At 63.4% G+C, this 21,774-nt stretch carries 20 protein-coding genes; 12 read left to right on the top strand and 8 right to left on the bottom strand.

Going from position 1 to position 21,774, the window contains the following annotated elements:
• Positions 1–169 precede the first annotated feature (169 nt).
• The 3 genes from XI09_RS32100 (at position 170) to XI09_RS32090 (ending at position 3,422) form a co-directional block, all read left to right on the top strand.
• On the top strand, positions 170–1,432 hold the full coding sequence (locus XI09_RS32100) for a CaiB/BaiF CoA transferase family protein (RefSeq protein WP_271570456.1): 1,263 nt from the start codon (positions 170–172) through the stop codon (positions 1,430–1,432).
• A 187-nt stretch (positions 1,433–1,619) separates the two neighbouring features.
• Positions 1,620–2,849: an acyl-CoA dehydrogenase family protein gene (locus tag XI09_RS32095; protein WP_271570455.1), complete on the top strand. Its 1,230-nt coding sequence runs from the start codon at positions 1,620–1,622 to the stop codon at positions 2,847–2,849.
• 9 nt (positions 2,850–2,858) lie between these two features.
• The gene (locus XI09_RS32090; protein ID WP_271570429.1) at positions 2,859–3,422 is read left to right on the top strand and encodes a flavin reductase family protein; all 564 of its coding nucleotides are present in this window, start codon (positions 2,859–2,861) and stop codon (positions 3,420–3,422) included.
• A 25-nt stretch (positions 3,423–3,447) separates the two neighbouring features.
• On the opposite strand, the gene XI09_RS32085 is transcribed toward XI09_RS32090, so the two are convergent.
• A complete protein-coding gene (locus XI09_RS32085; protein WP_271570428.1) occupies positions 3,448–4,356 on the bottom strand; it encodes an NAD(P)-dependent oxidoreductase in 909 nt (302 codons plus the stop codon).
• Between the two features lie 177 nt (positions 4,357–4,533).
• On the opposite strand from XI09_RS32085, the gene XI09_RS32080 reads away from it, so the two are divergent.
• The 6 genes from XI09_RS32080 (at position 4,534) to XI09_RS32055 (ending at position 10,892) form a co-directional block, all read left to right on the top strand.
• Positions 4,534–5,517, top strand: a complete 984-nt coding sequence (locus tag XI09_RS32080; protein WP_271570454.1) for an ABC transporter substrate-binding protein — start codon at positions 4,534–4,536, stop codon at positions 5,515–5,517.
• 78 nt (positions 5,518–5,595) lie between these two features.
• Positions 5,596–7,290 carry a dihydroxy-acid dehydratase gene (gene ilvD / locus XI09_RS32075; protein WP_271570427.1) on the top strand — a complete coding sequence of 565 codons (1,695 nt, stop codon included), beginning with the start codon at positions 5,596–5,598 and terminating at the stop codon, positions 7,288–7,290.
• A 125-nt stretch (positions 7,291–7,415) separates the two neighbouring features.
• Complete coding sequence (locus tag XI09_RS32070; RefSeq protein WP_271570426.1) at positions 7,416–8,261, top strand: ABC transporter ATP-binding protein; 846 nt, start codon at positions 7,416–7,418, stop codon at positions 8,259–8,261.
• The gene (locus XI09_RS32065) at positions 8,258–9,043 is read left to right on the top strand and encodes an ABC transporter permease (protein ID WP_271570425.1); all 786 of its coding nucleotides are present in this window, start codon (positions 8,258–8,260) and stop codon (positions 9,041–9,043) included. Before XI09_RS32070 ends, XI09_RS32065 begins: the two co-directional genes overlap by 4 nt.
• A complete protein-coding gene (locus XI09_RS32060; protein ID WP_271570424.1) occupies positions 9,040–9,807 on the top strand; it encodes an ABC transporter permease in 768 nt (255 codons plus the stop codon). Before XI09_RS32065 ends, XI09_RS32060 begins: the two co-directional genes overlap by 4 nt.
• A gap of 38 nt (positions 9,808–9,845) precedes the next feature.
• Positions 9,846–10,892 carry a peptidase M29 gene (locus XI09_RS32055; protein ID WP_271570423.1) on the top strand — a complete coding sequence of 349 codons (1,047 nt, stop codon included), beginning with the start codon at positions 9,846–9,848 and terminating at the stop codon, positions 10,890–10,892.
• On the opposite strand, the gene XI09_RS32050 is transcribed toward XI09_RS32055, so the two are convergent.
• The 5 genes from XI09_RS32050 to XI09_RS32030 are packed head-to-tail and all read right to left on the bottom strand — an operon-like array spanning position 10,889 to position 16,623.
• Positions 10,889–11,881: a 3-hydroxybutyryl-CoA dehydrogenase gene (locus XI09_RS32050; protein WP_271570422.1), complete on the bottom strand. Its 993-nt coding sequence runs from the start codon at positions 11,879–11,881 to the stop codon at positions 10,889–10,891. The two genes, XI09_RS32055 and XI09_RS32050, sit on opposite strands and share 4 nt — an antisense overlap.
• Positions 11,882–11,884: 3 nt before the next feature.
• The gene (locus tag XI09_RS32045; RefSeq protein WP_271570421.1) at positions 11,885–12,973 is read right to left on the bottom strand and encodes an NAD/NADP-dependent octopine/nopaline dehydrogenase family protein; all 1,089 of its coding nucleotides are present in this window, start codon (positions 12,971–12,973) and stop codon (positions 11,885–11,887) included.
• Positions 12,970–14,505, bottom strand: coding sequence for a class I adenylate-forming enzyme family protein (locus XI09_RS32040; RefSeq protein ID WP_271570420.1), 1,536 nt, complete (start codon positions 14,503–14,505; stop codon positions 12,970–12,972). The genes XI09_RS32045 and XI09_RS32040 overlap by 4 nt, the downstream gene beginning before the upstream one ends.
• Positions 14,506–14,507: 2 nt before the next feature.
• The gene (locus tag XI09_RS32035; RefSeq protein ID WP_271570419.1) at positions 14,508–15,797 is read right to left on the bottom strand and encodes an acyl-CoA dehydrogenase family protein; all 1,290 of its coding nucleotides are present in this window, start codon (positions 15,795–15,797) and stop codon (positions 14,508–14,510) included.
• Positions 15,798–15,804: 7 nt separating this feature from the next.
• On the bottom strand, positions 15,805–16,623 hold the full coding sequence (locus XI09_RS32030) for an alpha/beta fold hydrolase (RefSeq protein ID WP_271570418.1): 819 nt from the start codon (positions 16,621–16,623) through the stop codon (positions 15,805–15,807).
• Between the two features lie 195 nt (positions 16,624–16,818).
• Here XI09_RS32030 and XI09_RS32025 point away from each other — a divergent pair, with 195 nt between their 5' ends.
• The 3 genes from XI09_RS32025 (at position 16,819) to XI09_RS32015 (ending at position 19,898) form a co-directional block, all read left to right on the top strand.
• Positions 16,819–17,580, top strand: a complete 762-nt coding sequence (locus XI09_RS32025) for an SDR family NAD(P)-dependent oxidoreductase (RefSeq protein ID WP_271570417.1) — start codon at positions 16,819–16,821, stop codon at positions 17,578–17,580.
• A gap of 43 nt (positions 17,581–17,623) precedes the next feature.
• Positions 17,624–18,460, top strand: coding sequence for an enoyl-CoA hydratase family protein (locus tag XI09_RS32020; RefSeq protein ID WP_271570416.1), 837 nt, complete (start codon positions 17,624–17,626; stop codon positions 18,458–18,460).
• Positions 18,461–18,647: 187 nt separating this feature from the next.
• Positions 18,648–19,898: a flavin-dependent oxidoreductase gene (locus XI09_RS32015; RefSeq protein ID WP_271570415.1), complete on the top strand. Its 1,251-nt coding sequence runs from the start codon at positions 18,648–18,650 to the stop codon at positions 19,896–19,898.
• A gap of 96 nt (positions 19,899–19,994) precedes the next feature.
• On the opposite strand, the gene XI09_RS32010 is transcribed toward XI09_RS32015, so the two are convergent.
• Positions 19,995–20,450, bottom strand: a complete 456-nt coding sequence (locus XI09_RS32010) for a cupin domain-containing protein (protein WP_271570414.1) — start codon at positions 20,448–20,450, stop codon at positions 19,995–19,997.
• Positions 20,451–20,477: 27 nt separating this feature from the next.
• Positions 20,478–21,653: an ABC transporter substrate-binding protein gene (locus XI09_RS32005; protein WP_271570413.1), complete on the bottom strand. Its 1,176-nt coding sequence runs from the start codon at positions 21,651–21,653 to the stop codon at positions 20,478–20,480.
• Between the last annotated feature and the right edge of the window lie 121 nt (positions 21,654–21,774).

Below are 21,774 nucleotides of genomic sequence, written 5' to 3'. Positions count from 1 at the left end.
CCTTGCACGCCCAAAATGTCGAGAGGCCCGGCAGCTTGACGGCTGCCGGACCCATTTTGCGTTTTCAGACGATGTGGCTGAAGCACTTGCGGAGTTGGTGGCGCCGGGCTTTAAGTTTGCTCCTGCAGGAAATTCGGCGACCATAAGCCGATGTAAGGGAGCACCATCGATGTCCACCAAGCCTCAATTGCCGGAACGTTCGTCGCGAGTCACGGGAGGGCCTACGGCGCTCGATGGTCTGCTGGTCGTCGATTTCACCCGCGTGGTTGCTGGCCCGGCCTGCACACAGACGCTCGCCGATTTCGGCGCGCGCGTCATCAAGATCGAGAACCCGGACGGCGGCGACGACACGCGCGCGTATGAACACGCCGAAACCGGCGGCGAGAGCGCCGCTTATCTCAGCCTGAACCGCAACAAGCGCGGTATCGCGCTCGACCTCGCCGTGCCCGAAGCCCGCGAGATCGCGCTGGATCTGATTCGCAAAGCCGACGTGGTCGTCGAGAATTTCTCGAGCGGGGTCATGAAGAAATTCGGCCTCGACTACGAAGCGGTCGCGCCGCTCAATCCTCGGCTGGTCTATTGCTCGATTTCCGCCTATGGGCGCACCGGGCCGTTCGCTTCGCGTCCCGGTTTTGATCCGATCACGCAGGCGGAAAGCGGCTTCATGTCGCTCAACGGATTTGCCGACGGTCCTCCAGTCCGCACCGGCCCGCCCATCGTGGATATCGCGACGGGAATGACCGCCTGTAACGCTATCCTTCTGGCCCTGCTGGCGCGCGATCGGCTCGGCCGTGGCCAGCATGTCGAGGTGGCTCTGTTCGACATCGCCATGGCGATGACGAGCTTCTACGGCATGGCCTATCTGATCAACGGTGAGAACCCCGGACGGTTCGGCAATTCGCCGAGCGGGTCTCCCACTGTCGGCGTCTACGAGGCCTCCGATGGACCGCTTTACATGGCCTGCGCCAACGACCGGCTCTATCGCCGGCTGGTCGTCGAGGTGCTGAACCGGCCCGATCTCATCACCGATCCGCAATTTGCGACGCGCAAAGCCCGCTCCGAGAACAAGGAGCTGTTGCGGGCGGCCATTGCGGAGATCTTTGCAAGCGATACCCTCGAGAACTGGATGGCGAAAATGAAGCTGGCCAATATTCCGGTCGGCTATCTCCGCACCGTCGAAGAGGGCTTTAACGCACCCGAGGCCCGCGACCGCCATCGGTTGAGCCGGATTCCGCATCCTACTGCGGACTGGATCCCCAACATCGAAACCCCGATTACCATGAGTCTGACCGGCACGATCGATCCCGTTGCAGCGCCCCTGTTGGGCGAGCATACCGAGAACGTCTTGCGTGACACGCTAGGTTACGACCAGCGTCGGATCACAGAGCTCACTCAAAGGGGCGTCTTTGGATCAGGCAAGCCCTCGGTTTGAGCCCGGATGGTTAACCTTGAGGGGCGGGCATCGCGGCGTGCCGACCTCTGCTTCGCGACGCGGCCGTTTGCGGCATCGCATCCTTTCAAGCAGCCCGGGGGTCAGGGCGACCACACGGTGCTAGCATTGCATCGGCTTGATTTGGCGAGGTTCCCGCCGCATAAATGTGGGAAAGCGAGGGATGCGAATGGCGCCTGGTCAAGACCCGAGCGTGGGCCAGCCTGCGGGGCCGGAATCCGGCGAACGCGCCTATGCGGCAATGATCGCGAAGGCTCGGGCGCTCGTGCCACGACTGCGAGAGCGGGCAGCCCGAACCGAAGAGCTGCGCTACCTTCCGCCCGAGACCGAACGGGACCTGCACGGCGCCGGCCTGTTCCGGATGCTCCAGCCCAAGCGCATTGGTGGTGCCGAGCTCGACTATGTCGCCCTGATTGATTGCGCCGATCTGCTCGGACAAGCGGACGCGTCGGCCGCCTGGAATCTCGCCAATTTGGCGAGCCATCACTGGATGCTCGGGATGTTCGAGAAAAAGGCGCAGGATCTGGTCTGGGGCCGTGATCCGGATGCGCTGATTGCATCCTCATTCATCTTTCCTGCGGGCCGCGCCACGAGGGTCGAGGGCGGATACCAACTGCACGGAAGCTGGCCATTCTCCTCGGGCGTTGCGTCCTGCGAATGGAACATGCTTGCAAGCGTGGTTTCCTCTGACGATGAAGCAGACGGCATCGAGTATCGGATCTTTTTGCTTCCGAAACACGACTACAAGGTACTCGACACCTGGAATGTCGCGGGATTGCGCGGCACGGGGTCTTGCGACGTGGAAGTCAGGGAGGCTTTCGTGGCCGACCATATGACGGTTGCCGTCGGAGAGCTTGCCGGCGGCCGGGCGCCTGGAAGCAAGGTCAATCCCAATCCGTTGTATGCGCTACCCGTATTCTCGCTGTTTCCTTACGTCCTGTCCGGCGTCGCGCTGGGGAATGCGCAGGCGTGCCTGAACGACTATATCGAGGTCGCCCGTCATCGCATTTCCACCTACAACCGCGCCAAGCTGAGCGACTTCCAAAGCACGCAGATCAAGATCGCGGAGGCCTCGGCCAAGATCGATGCTGCGCGTCGGATCATGCGTTCGGCCTGTATCGATGCCATGGAGGACGCGCGACGCAGCCATATTCCGGACATAGCGACCAAGACCAGGTACCGACGTGACGGTGCTTTCTCGGTCAATCTATGTACCGACGCGGTCTCAATGCTATTTGCGGCGAGCGGGGCGCGCGGCCTCTTCACGGCGGGCGTGTTGCAGCGGCAGTTCCGCGATGCGCACGCGATCAACTCGCATCTCGCATTCAATTTCGATACGGCTGGGACCAATTACGGACGCGTGGCACTGGGCCTGCCGTCCGAGAACCTTACGCTGTGAGGCCGGCCGATGAATGATCTGCCGAAGCAGCCGGCCGCTCCCGATCCAGCCAACGAACTCGCAAGCGACAGCTCGTCGATCGACCCCCGCGACTTTCGCACCGCGCTCGGCACTTACGGAACAGGCGTAACGATCATCACCGCCGCGGCTCCTGATGGAAAGCCTTGTGGCATCACCTGCAATTCCTTTGCATCGGTCTCCTTGAATCCGCCTCTCGTCCTCTGGAGCCTCGGAGTTTATTCTTCGAGCCTGGCCGTGTTTCAGAACGCAAGCCATTTTGCCGTTCACGTGCTCGGCGCTTCGCAACAGGCGCTCGCAAACAGCTTCGCGAAATCGTCCGACGATAAATTCGCTGGCGTCGACTGGACGCCGGGGCTCGGCGACGCTCCCGTGCTTGCCGAGAGCGTCGCCAATTTTCAATGCCGCTCCGTCAATCGCTACTATGGCGGCGATCACGTGATCTTTCTGGGGGCGGTCGAAGCCTATGCCTACAATGCCAAGGATGCGTTGCTGTTTGCTCGTGGGGCGTATGGCCGGTTCCTGGCCGACGATGAACGCAAGAAGACACCGTAACGCATTTCAGGTCGCGCCCGGTGGCTCAATGCTCTGCCGCTGAAAGCTTGTAGATCTCCAGCGCGTCGGCATCCGCGCCTCGCGCGGCTTTGGCCAGTCGGAAGAGTTGTCCCGCAAGCGTAGCCATTGGCACCGGTGTCGACGTCGTCTGCGCGACATCGGCAACCGTATCGAGATCCTTGAGCATCGTGGCGATATGGCCGAGCGGCGGTGAGTGAATGCCCTGGACCATCCTCGGCACGAAGAGCTGAAGTGGGATCGAATCCGCAAATCCGCCCGCGAGCGCTTCCGGCAGCCGATTGGCGTCGATTCCGGCGTTCACGGCAAGGCGTGTTGCTTCCGCGAGAACGGCCATCGCGCATCCGACGATCACCTGGTTACAGAGTTTTGCGGTCTGGCCGGCGCCGGTGGGACCCATGTGAGTGAACCTGCGGGCCATAGTCAGCACATAGGGCCGCACTCTCTCGATGTCGGCAGCATCCCCGCCGGCCATGATGGCAAGCGTGCCTTCCTCGGCGCCCTTGGTGCCGCCGGACACCGGTGCATCGATCAAGCGCGCGCCGTTCGCAGCTTTCAGTCGTGTTGCGAGGTCGCGCGCGGCGTCGGGATGGATTGACGAGAAGTCGACGACGAGCTTGCCTGCGCCGGGAGCCATTGAAAGACCTTCGGCTCCGAAAATCACCTCTTCCACGGCCGCGGCGTCCGTCACGCACATGAAGACGATGTCCGAGCCTGCCATAATGTCGCGGGGGCTGGCTCCATGCCTTGCGCCGGCTTCGACGAGTGGAGCGACCTTGCCTTCTGATCGGTTCCAGACGCTGACCTGATAGCCGGCCTTGAGCAGGCGCCGGGTCATGGGCGTTCCCATGAGTCCAAGGCCGAGATAGCCGAACCGCTCGACTCTTTGCGGGTTTGTCTCGCTCGCATCAGCCATAGGTTGCCTCCTCCTGTCGCAGCACGACGGCGCGCGACTGCCGCTTTACCATACATGGCGCGTCCCGCCGCGAAACCGGACAGCTTGCATGGCTTGCCTGATTGTTTGAACCATGAAACATTTGGACCGGTCGGGTTGGGTGGCGCTGGTCGGCGCCGGAGCAACGGAGTGGGCGCGATGCGAACGGTTTCGAGGTTGATGCTGGCAACGGGGGCGGTGGCGGCCTTGATTGCGGGCGCAAGCCCCTCATGGGCGCAGCAGACGATCCGCGTCGGATGGACCATCCCGGCCGAGGAATCCAAATACTGGATGATGCGCAGGCCGGCTGAATTTCCCAATCTCGGCAAGACCTACAACATTGAATGGACCCAATTTCAGGGTACAGCGCCGATGACGCAGGCATTGGCGGCAGGCGCACTGGATTGCGCGACGCAGGCGCCGCTGTCGCTCTCCAACGGTGTGGTCGGCGGCAATCTCAAGGCCTACATCGTGGCTCAGCACGTCTTTGAGAAGCCCGGCGGTTTCTCGGTCTACTGGGCTGTCATGGATGACTCGCCGATCAAGACAATTGCCGATCTCAAGGGCAAGACCGTCGGCATTTCCGTGATCGGCGGCGGCACGCAAGGGCCTTTCAACCTGCTCCTGAAGCAGAATGGTGTTGATCCGGCCAAGGATATCAAGCTGGTCGAGGTCGGCTTTGCCGTCTCCGAGGACGCATTGCGCCAGGGCCGCGTCGACGCGGTCAACATGAACCAGCCGTTTGCCGCACGCGCAGAAGCGAAAGGCGGCACAAGGAAACTGTTCTCGCTGTCTCAAGCGATGCCGAACATCGTGCACATCCTGGAAGCCTGCCGCGCCGATTTCGTCGACAAGAACCCGGAGTTGGTCAAAGCCTATGTCCGCGACATCACTTCGGGCATGAAGAAGGCGCTGGCGAACCGCGAAGAGACCCTAAAGGTCGTGTCCGAGGTGCTGAAAGCGCCTGTTCCGGTGCTCGAGACCTACCTGCTCAAGGACAACGACTTTGGTCGTGATCCGGGCGCGGCGCCGAACTTCCCGGCGATCCAGAAGATGCTGGACATCTACGCCGAGACAGGAATGCTGCCAAAGCTGGACGTCGCACAGTTCAAGCATCCGACGATCGTCGCACCGTTGCAATAAGTGTTCGCGCCGTCTTTTTGAGAGATGCAGTAGCGATGTCCCGCCGCGTGCGGGACATCGCACGAAGATGATGCAATTATGAAGAAGTTGCGATCACGGATAACGACCGACGGCCTCGACCGGGCCCCCCACCGCGCATTCATGCGCGCAATGGGACTGGACGATGCGGCAATTGCCAAGCCGATGGTTGGCGTTGTCAGCATGAAGGGCGAGCAGACGCCCTGCAACATGACCCACGACTTCCAGGTGGCCGCAGCCAAGACGGGCATCGAGGAGGCCGGCGGCACGCCGCGCGAATTCTCGACCGTGTCGGTCTCCGACGGGATCAGCATGAATCACGAGGGAATGAAGTTCTCTCTCTTTTCTCGCGAGCTGATCGCCGACTCGATCGAGGCCGTCGTTCATGGTCTCGCCTATGACGCGCTGATCGGATACGGCGGATGCGACAAGACCCTTCCCGGCGTGATGATGGGCATGGTCCGTTGCAACGTGCCGTCGATCTTCATCTACGGCGGCAGCTCATTGCCGGGGCGCGTGGACGGGCGAACGCTGACGGTGCTCGACTCCTACGAGGCTGTCGGCAGCTTCATGACCGGAGAGATCGACGGCGCCACGCTGGAGCGGATCGAGCGCGCCTGCCTGCCGACGATCGGTGCGTGCGCCGGCCAATTTACTGCGAACACCATGGGAATGGTGTCGGAGGCGATGGGGCTCACCATTCCCAATGTCTCGATGGTGCCCGGTGTCTACGCCGAACGCGCGCAGATCTCGCGTCGCGCCGGGCGGCTGATCATGCAAATGCTGGAACGCGGTGGGCCGCTGCCTCGCGACACCGTGACGCGGAAATCACTGGAGAACGGCGCAGCGATCGTCGCTGCTACAGGCGGTTCGACCAACGCCGCGCTGCATCTGCCGGCCATCGCGAACGAGGCCGGCATCGCATTCACGATCGATGACGTCGGTGAAGTCTTTGCCAGGACGCCGCTGATCGGAAACCTGCGGCCCGGGGGCAAATACACGGCCAAGGATGTCTACGATATTGGTGGCGCCGCCGTGGTGATCCAGGAGCTGATTCAAAGCGGTCACATCGATGGTAACTGCATCACCATCACCGGCCGCACGCTTGCCGAAGAATATGGCGGGGCCAACGCGCCGGACGGTGAGGTCGTCTACGCGGCAAGTGCGCCGCTCATGCCGGATGGCGGTGTGGCGGTGCTGAAGGGCAACCTCTGTCCGGACGGTGCGGTCATCAAGGTCGCAGGTTTGAAGAGCCAGTTCTTCGAGGGTGTCGCGCGCGTTTTCGAAGACGAAGAGGCTTGTGTCGCAGCGGTTCGTGACCGCAGCTACAAGGCAGGTGAGGTTCTGGTGATCCGCAACGAGGGGCCGGTCGGCGGCCCCGGCATGCGCGAGATGCTCGGCGTCACAGCGCTGATCTACGGGCAGGGCATGGGCGAAAAGGTGGCCCTGATCACTGACGGGCGGTTCTCCGGAGCGACCCGCGGCATGTGCATCGGCTACGTGTCCCCCGAAGCATTCGTTGGCGGTCCGTTGGCCCTTGTTCGCGACGGCGACAGAATCCGGATTGATGCTGCAAACCGGCGGATGGATATGCTGGCCGACGAGCAGGAGCTCGCGGCGCGCCGACGTGATTGGAAGCCACGCCCGCCGCGTCACCGCGCAGGCGCGCTCGCAAAATATGCGCGACTGGTTGGCCAGGCGCCGGGCGGAGCGGTTACGCATGAGGGGCCGGCAGAATGGCCCTGGTTCGAATGACGCGGCGTACCTGTGCGAGAACGGCCACCTGTCTGGCAAGTTTCTTGCTAAGCTCCTTCCGCTGATGGAGGACATCCAGCAGACAAGTTGTGCGACGTTCGTGCGCGAGTGAAGTGAGAGACGGGATGAAGGTAGTGCCTTCGAGATCGAGCCAATGGGTGGGACCGGTGACGTCACAAAAGCCGGCTTCTGCGATCATCGAGATCGACCGCGTCTCGCAGGTTTTTCAGACCTCGGCGCGCAAGGACCATTTGGCGCTGTCGGACATCTCGCTGACGATCGACGAGGGCGCCTTTGTCTCCATCCTTGGTCCGTCGGGTTGTGGCAAGTCGACGCTGCTCTACATCGTCGGGGGCTTCGTCAGCCCAACCAGTGGCGCGGCGAAGATCAAGGGACAGGCGATCACAGGACCCGGTCCGGATCGCGGGCCAGTATTCCAGGAGTTTGCGCTCTTCCCCTGGAAAACCGTGCTGGGCAATGTGATGTACGGGCCGCGTCAGCAGGGCGTGCGGACGCCTGAGGCCGAAGCGCAGAGCCGGGCGCTGATCGAGATGGTCGGCCTCAAGGGCTACGAGAACTTCTATCCCAAGGAGCTGTCGGGCGGCATGAAGCAGCGCGTGGCGCTGGCCCGAACGCTCGCCTACCATCCCGAAGTCCTATTGATGGACGAACCGTTCGGTGCGCTCGACGCGCACACCCGGACACGCTTGCAGAACGATCTCCTGAACATTTGGGAGCGCGACCGCAAGACGGTGCTGTTCGTCACCCATTCGGTCGATGAGGCCGTCTTCCTGTCGGACAAGGTTGTGATGATGTCGAAATCGCCCGGCCGCATCCGGCAGGTGATCGATATCGATCTGCCGCGGCCGCGCCGCCGCAACGAGCTGTTGCTCGATCCGCGCTACCAGAAGCACGTCGTCGACATCGAGCGCATGTTCGACGAGGTCGACGAGACCGGATCGCCGTCATGACATTGCTGGCTACCTCCGCCAGACGTGCTGCCCCGGTGTTCGCCTGCATCGGGCTGCTGGCGATATGGCAGGTTGCCTCGCTCGGGCTGAAGAACGACAGCTTTCCGACGGCGATCGAGGCGATCCGGGCAATTCCGGATATTCTCGGCGACAAGGAGTCGCTGATCAACATCCTGGCCTCGCTGCGTCGCATGGCAATCGGATTCGGTGTTGCAGTGCTTGTTTCGATTCCTCTTGGCCTGCTGATGGGACGCAGCCGTGCGGTTGCGGCCTTCTTCAATCCGCTTCTGATGGTGATCTACCCGGTGCCAAAGGCGGCCCTGATGCCGATCATCATGCTGTGGCTGGGGGTCGGCGATATCGCGAAGACGTTGGTGATCTTCCTCGGCGTCAGCCTGCCCGTGATCTATCATAGCTTTGAGGGCGCCAGGGCGGTCGAAGAGAAGATGTTGTGGTCAGGCGCGGCCATGGGGCTCTCGCCCCTGCAACGCCTGGTCCGGATCGTATTGCCGGCGGCACTGCCGGAGATCCTGACCGGGTGCCGGACGGGTTTGGTGCTGGCGCTGATCACGATGATTACCAGCGAGATGATCGCTCGCCAGTCCGGCGCCGGGAACATCCTGTTCAATGCGCTCGACATGGGCCAATACGACACGGTCTTCGCGATGATCATCATCGTGGGGGCGATGGGCATCTGCCTCGACGCGATCTTCGAGCGGGTCCGCGCCAGGCTCGTGCGCTGGTCCGAACCGCAGTTCGACATACCGTTGAGCTTCTCATGACGCCGCGTATTCTCCCATCAAATGTCTTTCTCGGATTTGCGCCAATCGTGCTGGTGATCGCGGTTTGGCAAGGCCTGGTGTCATTCGGCTTTGCGCCTGCGGTCCTGCTGCCGCCGCCCGGATTCGTCTTCAGCCGGTTGCTCCAGCAGCTCGTGACGTGGACATTTCAGCAGGAAATCGCGGCAACCCTGATCCGGCTGTTTGCCGGCTTTGCGATTGCGGTCGTGCTCGGCGTCAGCATCGGCATCGCCGCTGCCGCCAGTCCCGCGATCAATGCCGTGGTTCGGCCGATCGTGCGCGTATTAGCTCCGTTGCCAAAGGTTGCGCTCTATCCGGCGCTGCTGCTGCTGCTCGGCTTCGGCCACGGATCGAAGATCACGCTGGTGGCCGCGGATGCGCTGTTTCCCATTCTTCTATCCACCTACTACGGCGCCTCGACCGTCGAGCAGAAATTGATCTGGTCGGCCATGGCGGCGGGGACGCCGCGCTATGAAACCCTCTTCAAGGTGGTGCTGCCGGCGGCGATGCCGTCGATCCTGACTGGCTGCCGGATCGGCCTTGTCATTTCCTGCATCGTAGTGTTTCTGGCCGAGATGATCACGTCGACGGACGGGCTGGGCCATGCCCTCGTCACGGCGGCCCGGACGTTCCAGGCCGTCGACATGTTCGTGCCGCTGATCACGATCTCGCTGCTGGGTTTGATCCTGAATGCGCTGCTGGGTGCCGTGCGATCGTACCTCCTACGGGGCTTTCCCGAAGCGTGATCTGACGGAACAAGAAACCACGATACCGGGAGTGAACCATGCTGGCTGATCGCATCGAGGCAAAATGGATCGACGCATTTTGCGAGATTTTCGAACGATGCGCCGTCAAGGCCGGTGATACCGCGGCGATCCTCTCGGAGACGCAATCTCGTGCGCTGAATGTGCATCTGGCGGAACTCGCGCTGCTGCGGATGGGCGCGCGGCCATTTCATGTGGTGATGCCGACGCCGCGCAATCGCAATATCGTTCCGGTTCGCTCGACAGGGGCGAGCGAGGCGATCCAGCGGCTCGGCCCGGTGATCAGCGCGCTTCAGCAGGCCGGCTTTGTGGTGGATTGCACCATCGAGGGCCTGATGCACGCCGTGGAGACGCCTGAGATCCTCAAGGCCGGCGCGCGGATTCTGGTGATCTCCAACGAGCACCCGGAGGCGCTGGAGCGGATGGTGCCGGACCCCGCACTCGAGAAACGCGTTCGCGCAGCGGCGAAGATGCTCCGCGGGACCAGGCGGATGCGGGTCACCTCCAAAGCTGGCACTGCGCTCGACGTGGACATGGTCGGTGCTTCAACGGTTGGCGTATGGGGCTGGACCGACAAGCCCGGCACGCTGGCGCATTGGCCGGGTGGCATCGTCGTCAGCTTTCCCAAGAGCGGAACGATCAACGGCACGCTGGTGATGGTGCCCGGCGACATCAACCTGACCTTCAAGCGCTACCTGACATCCCCCGTGAAGATGACGTTGAAGGACGATTACGTCGTCGAGCTGGAAGGCGAGGGCACGGATGCCGCGATGATGCGTGCCTATCTCGCCGCCTGGGGCGATCGCGAGGCCTATGCGGTCTCGCATGTCGGTTTCGGCATGAATCCGGCCGCGCGCTATGAAGCGCTGTCGATGTACGATCAGCGCGACACCAATGGCACGGAGATACGTGCCGTCTCCGGCAATTTCCTGTTCTCGACCGGGGCGAACGAATTCGCCGGCCGCTACACGGCGGGCCATTTCGACCTGCCGATGATGGGGACCACCATCGAGCTGGACGGCGTCGCGGTTGTGCGGGAAGGCGTGCTTCAGGATGTCTTCGGCTAGTCGCGATCGAGTACTGGCGGGCGAGCCAGCTCGAAATGCCGGAGCAGGTCGACCATGGCCTGAAGCCGCTTTGCCCGATAGGCGTCGACATCGAGCCCGGAATAATCGAGAAAGCCTGCGCCAGTTCGCAGGCCGATCCGGCCTTCGTGCATGTTGCGCGAGATGACGTCCGGCGCGCGATAGCGGTCGCTGCCGAGTGCGCCTTCGAGGTAACGGCTCGCGTAGTAGAGGATATCGCCACCGCCCCAGTCGATGAACTCGAGCAGTCCGAGCACGGCGTAGCGGAAGCCAAAGCCGTAGCGGATCGCCTTGTCGATCTCCTCCGCGCTGGCGACGCCTTCCTCGACCATGCGTGCGGCCTCGTTCATGGCCAGCGCCTGGATGCGCGGGACGATGAAGCCGGGCGTCGCCGCGCAGACCACCGGAACCTTGCCGATGCCTTCAAGCAGCGCCTTGACCTCGTCGATGATGGCGGGGTCAGTGGCTTTTCCGGGCGAAACCTCGACCAGCGGGATCAGATAGGCCGGGTTGAGCCAGTGCACGTTGAGGAAGCGGCGAGGGTTCACGATCGCGCCTGAGAGATCGTCGACGAGGATGGTCGACGTGGTCGATGCAATGATCGTGCCCGGCTTTACCTGCCTTGAGGCCGCCCCCAGCACCTCCCGCTTGAGCTCGACGACTTCAGGGACACCCTCAAAAACGATACCGGAATTGGCAAGCGCTGCGCCACTCTGGCCGGCCGCCACCACCGAGACACGCGCGATGAGCGGATCGACATCTGCCTCGGCCAGCAGTCCCAGGTTCGAGAGACTCGCAAATGTCTTCCTGACTTCGCCGAGCGCATCCGCTTCCAGCTTGGCGAAGTCCTCGGCGGAGCGGGGCTTGATGTCGATCATCGTGACCCGGTGCCCCGCATAGGCGAACGCGACGGCGATGCCGCGCCCCATGCGGCCGGCCCCGAGACAGGCGATGTTGGCGCGACTGGTCATCGATCAGAATCCATTGCGAAGCAGCGTCTGCAATTCGGCCTTGCTGAGGCTGCCAAGACCAAGCGTATCGAGCGTTCGGCCGCCTTGGGCAAAATCCTCACCGCAGATCGCGCCACCGATGGCGAGGAAAGCCTTGGCCAGCGGCGTAGCCACGCCCACAACGCCGGCGACGGACACCAGAAGCGATAGCCCAAGCCGCAAATCCTCGCGCATGTAGCGGTGCTCGGTCAGCACGATGCGCTCGCGCCAGTCGCCGGAGTCCGTCAGCCGGTCATGCGAGCCGCGCCCATACATCCAGATTTCGCCCTCCTTCGCGTAGTGGTGAGCGAGCGGGAAATGCGGTGCACCGTAGCCGAGCGCCTCGCGTACCGCGATCCGTTCGGCGTCGAGCGCGTCGGTCACCCGGCGGATTGAGGCTTGCGTTCCTTCCTTGTGGATGTCCCATCGCTCGAAATGTTCGATCGGGCCGGCGTTCATCACGATCAGTGGCGGATGGATGATGGGACCTGCATTCATCAGCGCGCCGGACAGCGCATCTCCGCAGGGTTCGATTGCGTCGGGGAAGGCGCGTCCGATCACTTCGAGTGCCTGTGGCGCCCGGTCGAGCGGAAAGACGCCGACCGGCAGCCGCTTCGCGCGGATCGTGATCGCGACCTCGAACGGCCCGTGCTTGCGGGTGAGCCAGGGGAGCGTGCCGGTTTCGGCAAAGCTCGCCCTGGCCTGGTTGCCGGCGTCCTGCGCGGCCTTCGCGAAGATCATCGAGCCGAATGTCGCGGGCGGCAGAAACACGACTTGGCCGTCCCGCAGGTGCGGAGCAAGCAAACGCGCGATATCCGGCTGCGCGAAGGCGGGGGCAGGGCACAAGATCAGTTCGACACCGTTCACGGCTTCGGCGATGTCGGTCGTCACCAGTGCCAGCTTCATGTCGTGGCGACCGCTATGGTCTTTCACCAGGATGCGCGAGCCCTCGGCGCGATGCGCGGCGACCTGATCTGCATCGCGGCGCCAGAGCCGGACCTCATGTCCCGCCAGCGCAAAATCGCCTGCGGCCGCGAAAGAGCCGTTTCCTCCACCCAGAACTGCTATCTTCAAGATGCCTCTCCTCGTGCGCGCGACTGCGCATCAAGCTGCTTCAGCAGAAAATGCTGGACCTTGCCCAGCGCCGTACGCGGCAGGTCGGTGACGAAGACGATGTCGCGCGGAACCTTGTAGCGCGCAAGCTGCGCCTGGAGATGCGCTCTCAGTTCCTCCGCTTCGAGCCGACAGCCGGATCGCCGGATCACATAAGCGATCGGTACCTCGTCCCAGCGCGGGTCCGGCCTGCCGATCACGGCGCATTCGCTGACATCGGGGTGTTCCAGCAAGACGCGCTCGACCTCGGCCGGGTAGACGTTCTCCCCGCCGGAAATGATCAAGTTCTTCTTGCGGTCGCGGATCCAGAAATAGCCGTCAGCGTCGCACAGGCCGATATCGCCGGTGCGATACCAGCCATCCTGCAGCGCATCGTGCGTGGCGTCCGCATTACCCCAATATTCGAAGAACACGTTGGGGCCGCGCACCGCGATCTCCCCTGGAGTGCCCGCCGGCACCTCACGGCCGGCCTGATCAATCACCTGCGCTTCGCAGCACAGACCCGCAAGTCCGGTTGATCCCTCACGCGAGAGATCGCCGCCAAGCCGCGTATAGATCGCGATGGGGGAGGTTTCCGTCGAACCATAGACCTGAAGCACCGGTACACCGCGCGCGACAAAGCGGTCGATCAGGTGCAGCGGTACGATGGTCGAACCGGTGGCCACGGCCTTGAGCGACGAGAGATCGGTCGTGGTCCAAGCGGGATGCTCGCTTACGGCCTGAATGATCGCCGGCACCATCACCGTCAGCGTAGGTCGATCGTGCGCGATCGTTGCGAGCGCCGTATCCGGCATGAAGCGGGCGTGAATCGTGACGGTCGCGCCAAGCTGAAGCGCCGGCGTGGTCTGGATATTGAGACCGCCGACGTGGAAGAACGGCAGCACCGTCAGCACGTGATCGTCGGACGTCATGTTGTGCATGTGCTGGCTCATGACGCCGTTCCAGAACAGCGCTTCCTGGCGCAGCACCGCGCCTTTCGGTCGGCCGGTGGTTCCCGACGTGTAGACGATGAGGAGCGGGCAGGAGAGGTCGGTGTGCGGATTTCGGCTGGTGCCATCGCTATGCGCCAGCAGGCTTTCGAAAGTCGTGCCGCGCGGCGGCGCAAAGTCGAGGCCAACAACGGATGTCCCCGGCGCTGTCCGCACAAGCTCGGAAAGAACTCCCCCAAACGCCTGCTCGAGCACCAGCACCTTGGCGCCCGCATCGGTGAGAATGAAGAGCTGTTCGGCGACGGCCAGCCGCCAGTTCAACGGCACCAGCATCGCCCCGAGCCGCGCGCAGGCATAGAGCAGAACCAGATAGTCCGGCCGGTTCAGGCTGAGGATCGCAACGCGATCGCCCCGGCCGACACCGAGCTCCTGCTTCAAGGCCGTGGCGGTCTGCTCGATACGCACGGCAAACGCCGCGTAGCTCAGCCGATCCCCCTCGAAGGCGATGGCCGTCTTGTCTGGCGCAAACGCCGCGTTGCGGTCGATCAGACTACAGAGGTCCACCGTCAGTCGTCCGTTTCGCCGGCCTCATACAGCGCCTCGCGCCCGATACGGTCGAGGCAAAGCTCGGCGGTCCAGGGCAGCATCAGCGAGCCGCAGCGGCTGTCGCGATAGATCCGCTCCAGCGGGAGCGAGCGAAGCATCGCCTGGCCGCCGCAGGTGCGGATCGCGAGCGCGGCGAGCTCATTGGCCCCCTCCATCACCGAATATTGTGCGGCATAGGCGCGCAGCACCTGCTCCTTGCTCGGATTGGCGCGCGCCTCTGTGACGGCCTGGAACCAGATCGACTTGATCTGCTCGAGCTTGATCTGCATCTGCGCGACCGCGATCTGCTTGGTCGGGTACATCCGCCGCTTGACCGGCGGCATGCCCGGCACCTCGCCGCGCAAATAACGCACAGTGAAATCATAGGCCGCTTGCGCGAGGCCCATATAGGTCGGCGACAGCGTCAGGAACATGTGCGGCCAGCGCATCGCGGCCTGGAAATAGACGCCGCGCGGCATCAGCGCGGAATCCTCCGGGACGAACACGTCCTTGAACAGCAGCGTCCGCGAAACCGTTCCGCGCATGCCGAGCGGATCCCAATCGCCGACGACGGAGACGCCCTGCGACTTCGCGGGAATCGCGAGATAAAGCGTGTTGCGGCGCGAGGCCTTCTCGCCTTCCTCGATTTCGGTGCAGAGCACGCCGTAATAGTCGGCGTGACCCGACAGCGATGCAAAGATCTTCTTGCCGTTGACGATCCAGCCGCCCTTCACGGGCTTTGCCTGCGTGCCGAAGGCGACGCCGCCCGCGGCCGCCGCACCGCCTTCGGAGAAGGGCTGCGCGTAGATCGCGCCCTCTTCGACGATGCGCTTGTAGTGGACTGCGCGCCGCCGCTCGTGCTCGGCGCGAGTCTCCGCGTCCATGTCGAGGTCGTCCGCGAGGGGGCCCGACCACAGGGTGGAGCAGACATGCATGTTCCAGGTCAGCGCGGTCGCACCGCAATAGCGGCCGATCTCGGCTGCGGCCAACGCATAAGTCTGGTAGTTCGCGCCGAGTCCGCCATGCTTCTTGGGGACGGCGATGCCGAGCAGGCCGACGCGATGCAGGTCGCGGTAATTCTCGGTCGGAAAGATCGCCTCGCGATCGTAGGTCGCAGCGCGCCCGGCGAACACGCTCTGGCCGATCTCGCGGGCGCGCGCGATGATGCCGGCCTGTTCGTCGCTCAGGCGGAACGCGATGGGATCGAAGATCGGTGCATCCAGCACGACCTTGTCACTCGCGCCGATCGTCTTGCTGACTTGCATGGTCATTGCGCAGTCACCTGTGGTTTGCAACGACGGAGTCGAGGAACTTGCCGAGAGCCTCATCAAAGGCGTCGGGACGTTCAAGGTTCGCGAGATGGCCGACGCCGGCCAGCTCGACATATTGAGCTGAGGGAATGTAGGTCGCCGTCTTCGCCATCATCGGCGCTGGCGCGTTGTTGTCCTTGGAGCCGGACAGCAGCAGCGCCGGTACGGAAATATCCTTGAGCGTGCTGCGCTGGTCGAACCCGATCAAGGCCAGCATCATGGCGCGATAGCTCGCTTCGGGCACGCTTCCCATGCATTCACGCGCAAGTTCCATCCCCTTTGGATCGGGATCGTCGCCGACCAGCTCTTTCACCAGCGAAGGCGCCAGCGACCTCATCGTCTCGCCGCGATCAAGCGGTCCGAGCCGTGCCGCGATGAACGATTTCTGCCAGTCGCCGTCAGCCTTGCCGAATGCCGGGCTGGTCTGCGCCAGCACGACCGCGCGCGCCAGTTTCGGCGATTGCACCAGCCATTTCTGGACGATCATGCCGCCGATCGAATGTCCGACCAGAATGGGTCTTGTTGTGCCGAGCTCCTCGATGAATTGCTGGAGCGCATCGGCCAGGGCAGCGATGCTGACGCGGGCAAGCGGCGCCGATCCGCCATAGCCCGGCATGTCCCATGCGATCGCGCGGAAGCGGTTGCCGAATGTGGCAAGCTGGTGCCGCCAGGCGCGCGCCGCGCCGCCAATACCATGCAGGAAAATCAAGGGTATCGCGCCCGGATCGCCGGCGGCTTCATAGGCGAAGCGTCCATCCTTTGTTATCATTGGCGCAGGCTGCGACACGCGACATCCTTTTGCTCGGCCCGGCGATGCTAACAGGCTCATCGGCGATGGGAAGAGATAATTTTATACTTAAAGCAATTTTCGGGCCGGTCTTTCGCGCATCGGCTTTCGCGCGTCGACCGGCGCTGTCGTTGCAAAAATTTGAAGGTTAAAATATATCGGAGAAACGATCAGCAGAACCCAAGGAGCCTGCGCATGTCCGGATTGCCGCACTCGCCGCACGCACTGGTAACCGGTGGCGGCCGTGGAATCGGCCGCGCGATTGCTGCATCCCTCGTCGGCGCCGGCGCCACCGTGACGGTGCTTGGCCGGAATGCCGCGGCTCTGGACGAAGCGGTCCGCGCGGGAGCGGCGCATTTTGCAGCTGTCGCCGATGTCTCGGACGAAGCTGCGCTGAAGGCAGCCATCGCGGAGGCGCATGCACGAAAGCCAATCGACATTCTGATCGCCAACGCGGGCAGTGCGGAGTCCGCGCCGTTCTCCAAATCGGACAGTGCCCTGTTTGCGCGCATGATGGACGTCAATTTCATGGGCGTGGTCCACGCCGTCCGCGCCGTACTGCCGGGGATGAAGGATCGACCCTATGGCCGCATCGTCGCGGTCGCGTCGACGGCGGGGCTCAAGGGCTATGCCTATGTCAGCGCGTACACTGCGGCCAAGCATGCAGTGGTCGGTCTCGTGCGTTCGCTCGCCCTCGAGATGGCCGGCAGCAACGTGACCGTGAATGCGGTGTGTCCCGGCTTCACGGACACCGATCTGGTCGCCGGCAGCATCGAAAACATCATGAAGAAGACAGGGCGAACCCGCGAGCAGGCGATCGCCGAGCTCGCCAAGCACAACCCGCAGGGGCGGCTGATCTCGCCTCAGGAGGTGGCCGACGCCGTGCTTTGGTTGTGCGGCGAGGGTGCCGGCGCGATCACGGGGCAGGCGATTGCCGTGGCCGGCGGTGAGATCTAGCGTGCGCGACGCAGGCCCGGAACAAGGAAGCTAAGGAGATCGCATGAGCAGACCAGCCAATCCCGTGACCCTGCCGCTCGCGGACTATTCGCCGCAGCACTTCCTGCTGGCCGTGGTCGAGGGCGTTGCCACGGTGACGCTCAATCGTCCCGAGCGGAAGAACCCGCTGACCTTCGAGAGCTACCGGGAGCTCACCGACTTCTTCCGCGCCTGCGCGTTCGACGATGCGGTCAAGACGATCGTCGTCACCGGCGCCGGCGGCAATTTTTCGTCCGGCGGCGATGTGTTCGAGATCATCGGCCCGCTCGTGAAGATGGATACCAAGGGACTCACCGCTTTTACCCGCATGACTGGCGACCTCGTCAAGGCGATGCGGGCGTGCCCCCAGCCGATCGTAGCCGCGGTCGAGGGCATCTGCGCGGGGGCCGGTGCGATTGTCGCCATGGCGTCGGATATGCGCCTTGCCGCGAGCGGAGCCAAGGTGGCGTTCCTGTTCAACAAGGTGGGCCTTGCCGGCTGCGACATGGGCGCCTGTGCGATCCTGCCGCGGATCATCGGCCAGTCCCGCGCCTCCGAGCTGCTTTATACCGGCCGGTTCATGACCGCGGAGGAGGGCGAGCGCTGGGGCTTCTTCAGCCGTCTCGTCACGCCGGAGCAGGTGCTGCCCCAGGCGCAATTGCTGGCAAAGCAGGTCGCCGAAGGGCCGACCTTCGCCAACACCATGACCAAGCGGATGCTGGCGATGGAATGGGCGATGTCGGTGGAGGAGGCGATCGAGGCGGAGGCCGTTGCTCAGGCCCTGTGCATGACCACAGCGGATTTCGAGCGTGCCTTCCAGGCCTTCGCCAACAAGGTCAAGCCGGTCTTCAGGGGCGACTAGGGCAGTTGCTTTGACCCGTGGCGAGGCCAGCAATGGGGACTTGCGCGAAATTGCGAGCTGAGAATTAAGGCTAAGCCCAAGACCCCGGCCGAGCTCAAGGCGAAGGCGACAAAGCCGCTTGCGGCGGGGTGACCGCCCATGCGACGTTAACCCCATTGCCTGGCGTATTTCGAGTGGAGTAAGGGCGATGAAGGCGATTATCGTTGGCGGCGGCATCGGAGGTCTCACCACGGCATTGATGCTGCGCTCGCGCGGCATCGCTTGCGAGGTTTTCGAGCAGGCCGACACCATTCGCGAGCTTGGTGTCGGCATCAACACGCTGCCGCACGCCATGCGTGAGCTGGCCGGCCTTGGTCTGTTGCAAAAGCTTGACGATGTCGCGATCCGCACCGATCAGCTCTACTACCTCAACCGCCATGGTCAGGAGGTCTGGCGCGAAGCCCGCGGCATCGACGCGGGTCACGACGTGCCGCAATTCTCGATCCACCGTGGCCGCCTTCAGGGCGTCATCCATCGCGCCGTCGAGGAGCGGCTCGGGGCGGACGCAATCCACACCGGCTGCCGTCTTGGTGCGTTCACGCAGGACGAAGGCGGCGTTACGGCTTACTTCTTCGATCGAGCCGGGGCACACATCCACACGGCGCGCGGCGATATCCTGATCGGTGCCGATGGTATCCATTCGCGCGTGCGCGACACGCTGTTCCCGAACGAAGGCCCGCCGTGCTGGAACGGTTTGATGCTGTGGCGCGGCGCGCGCGACTGGCCGCTGTTCCTCACCGGCAAGTCCATGATCGTGGCCGGTGGGCTCAACGCCAAGGTCGTGATCTACCCGATCGCGGAGGGCTCAAGCCCCGCGAGCCGTCTCACAAACTGGGCGGTGCTGGTGAAGGTCGGCGAGGGCAACGTGCCGCCACCGCGGAAAGAGGACTGGTCGCGTCCGGGCCGGCGCGAGGAGCTGATGCCGCATGTGGCGCGCTTCTCGGTGCCCTATATCGATGTGAAAAGCCTGATCTCGGCAACGCCCGAGTTCTACGAATATCCGACCTGCGACCGCGATCCCTTGCCCTATTGGTCATCGGGACGCGTCACACTCCTCGGCGATGCCGCGCATCCCATGTATCCGGTCGGCTCGAACGGCGCCTCGCAGGCGATCCTCGATGCGCGCTGCCTTGCCGACGCGCTGGTGCGCGCCGAGCATCCGCGTCAGGCGCTGGTCGAATATGAGAAGAAGCGCCTGCCGATGACCGCCGATATCGTCCGCTCCAACCGGCGCGGCGGCCCCGAAGGGGTCATCGACGCCGTCGAGCAGCTTGCCCCCGACGGCTTCGACTATGTCGACAACGTCCTGAGCTATTCCCAGCGCGAGGCGATCGTGCGGGGCTATGCCACCAAGGCCGGCTTCGCTGCGGTGCCCGGGCTCGCAGCGGTGCGCGCCTGACGCGCAAAAGGGCGATGAACCATCATCGCCCCTTGGCCTTTTGATTGAACATGACCCTTCCGGAAAGCCGCCTCGCACTTTTCCGGGGTCATGCCGCTAGCTGCCGGGAGGCGGCGGCAGGAAGTGGATGTTGAACTCGGCGGCCATCGCCACCACGTCCTCCGGCTTCTGCTCCTTCATGTTGTGAAGGCCCCAGAACAGGTCGAACAGCTTGCGGCTCGGTGAGACCCAGAACAGCACTTTTGCGGTCTGCTCCGACTTGTTGAAGATGCCGTGCGGCACGCCCATGCCGAGGCGGATCAGGTCGCCCGCGGTCGCCTGTGCTTCCGAATTGCCGAGCATGAAATCAAGCTTGCCCTCCAGCATGTAGAGATACTCATCCTGGTCGGGATGAATGTGCGGCGGCACGAACGTGCCCGGCGGCAGCGTTGCGTGCCAGGAGAAGCTGTTCTCGGCGTAGCTCTTCGGCACATAGGTCTGGCCGAGGATGTTCCAGGAAATGCCCTGGATGCCCTCATTGGCCCGCGTGATGCCGGTGATTTCGTTCTTCATTGCAGTCCTCCCGTAACGCGATGCGGCTTAGTTTGCCGCCTTGCAGTCCTTGGCATAGCGGTCGCCGTAATTCTCAAAGACCTTCTGGACGATCTCGGTCTGGAACTTGCCGTCCGGACGCTTGGCGACCTTGGTGAGGTAGAAATTCTGGATCGGATAGCCGTTGGTGTTGAACTTGAAGGCGCCGCGCAGCGATGTGAAGTCGGCTTTCTTCAGTGCGGCCGCGACGGCATCCTTGTTCGAGAGGTCGCCCTTCACCGCCTTGACGGCGCTGTCGATCAGCATCGCGGCGTCATAGGCCTGGAAGGCGTAGGTGCCCGGCACGCCGTTGTAGGCGGCCTCATAGGAAGCGACGAACTTCTTGTTCTGGGGATTGTCGAGATTGGGCGCCCAGTTCGCGCCGCCGAACATGCCGACGGCCGCGTCCTGCTGCGCCGGCAAGGTTGATTCATCCACCGTGAAAGCCGAGAGCACTGGAATGCCATCGGCGAGGCCGGCCTGCCGGTACTGCTTCACGAGATTGACCCCGAGGCCGCCCGGCATGAACGTGAACAGCGCATCGGGCTTCTGCGAGGAAATCTTGGAAAGCTCCGGCTGGAAGTCCAGCGTGTTCAGCGGCATGTAGGATTCCTCGACGATCTCGCCCTTGTAGTCGAGCTTGAAGCCGGCGACCGAATCCTTGCCGGCCTGATAGTTCGGCACCATCAGGTACATGCGCTTGTAGCCGCGATCCTGCGCGACCTTGCCCAGGATCTCGTGAACCTGGTCATTCTGATACGAGGTCACATAGAAGAACGAGTTGCAGTCCTTGCCGGCAAAAGTCGACGGGCCGGCATTGGGGCTGATCAGGAACACCTTCGATTCCGTCACGGGCCGGTGGATCGCCTGAAGAATGTTGGAGAAGATCGGCCCGACCACGAAGTCGACCTTGTCGCGTTCCAGAAGGCCCTTGACCTTGGTCACCGCTGCGTCCGGCTTGAGCTCGTCGTCGACCACCACGACCTCGACATCGCGGCCGCCCATCTTGCTGCCGAGATCCTTCACCGCGAGCGCAAAGCCGTCGCGAACCTGCTGGCCGAGCGCGGCGGCGGGTCCCGACAGGGTCACGATCACGCCGAGCTTGATCTTCTCCTGGGCGAGGGCGGGGCTCATTGCGGTGCCGAGCAGCACGGCGGCTGCGGCCAAGGTCGTTTGCGTCTTCATGGTCTGTCCCCCGTGACATCAGGGCCTGCGCTGCAAGCCGCGTACTCCAATCCAAGCTTATGCCGATGACGGCGGCCGCGGCAAGCAAAGCTCAAGACGCCGCCATCCTGCGAGGCAGCGA

The sequence above is a fragment of the Bradyrhizobium sp. CCBAU 11386 genome (assembly GCF_028128955.1).
GTDB lineage: Bacteria > Pseudomonadota > Alphaproteobacteria > Rhizobiales > Xanthobacteraceae > Bradyrhizobium.
Note: the sequence above shows the minus strand (reverse complement) of the source record. Positions and strands in the feature narration are given on the sequence as shown.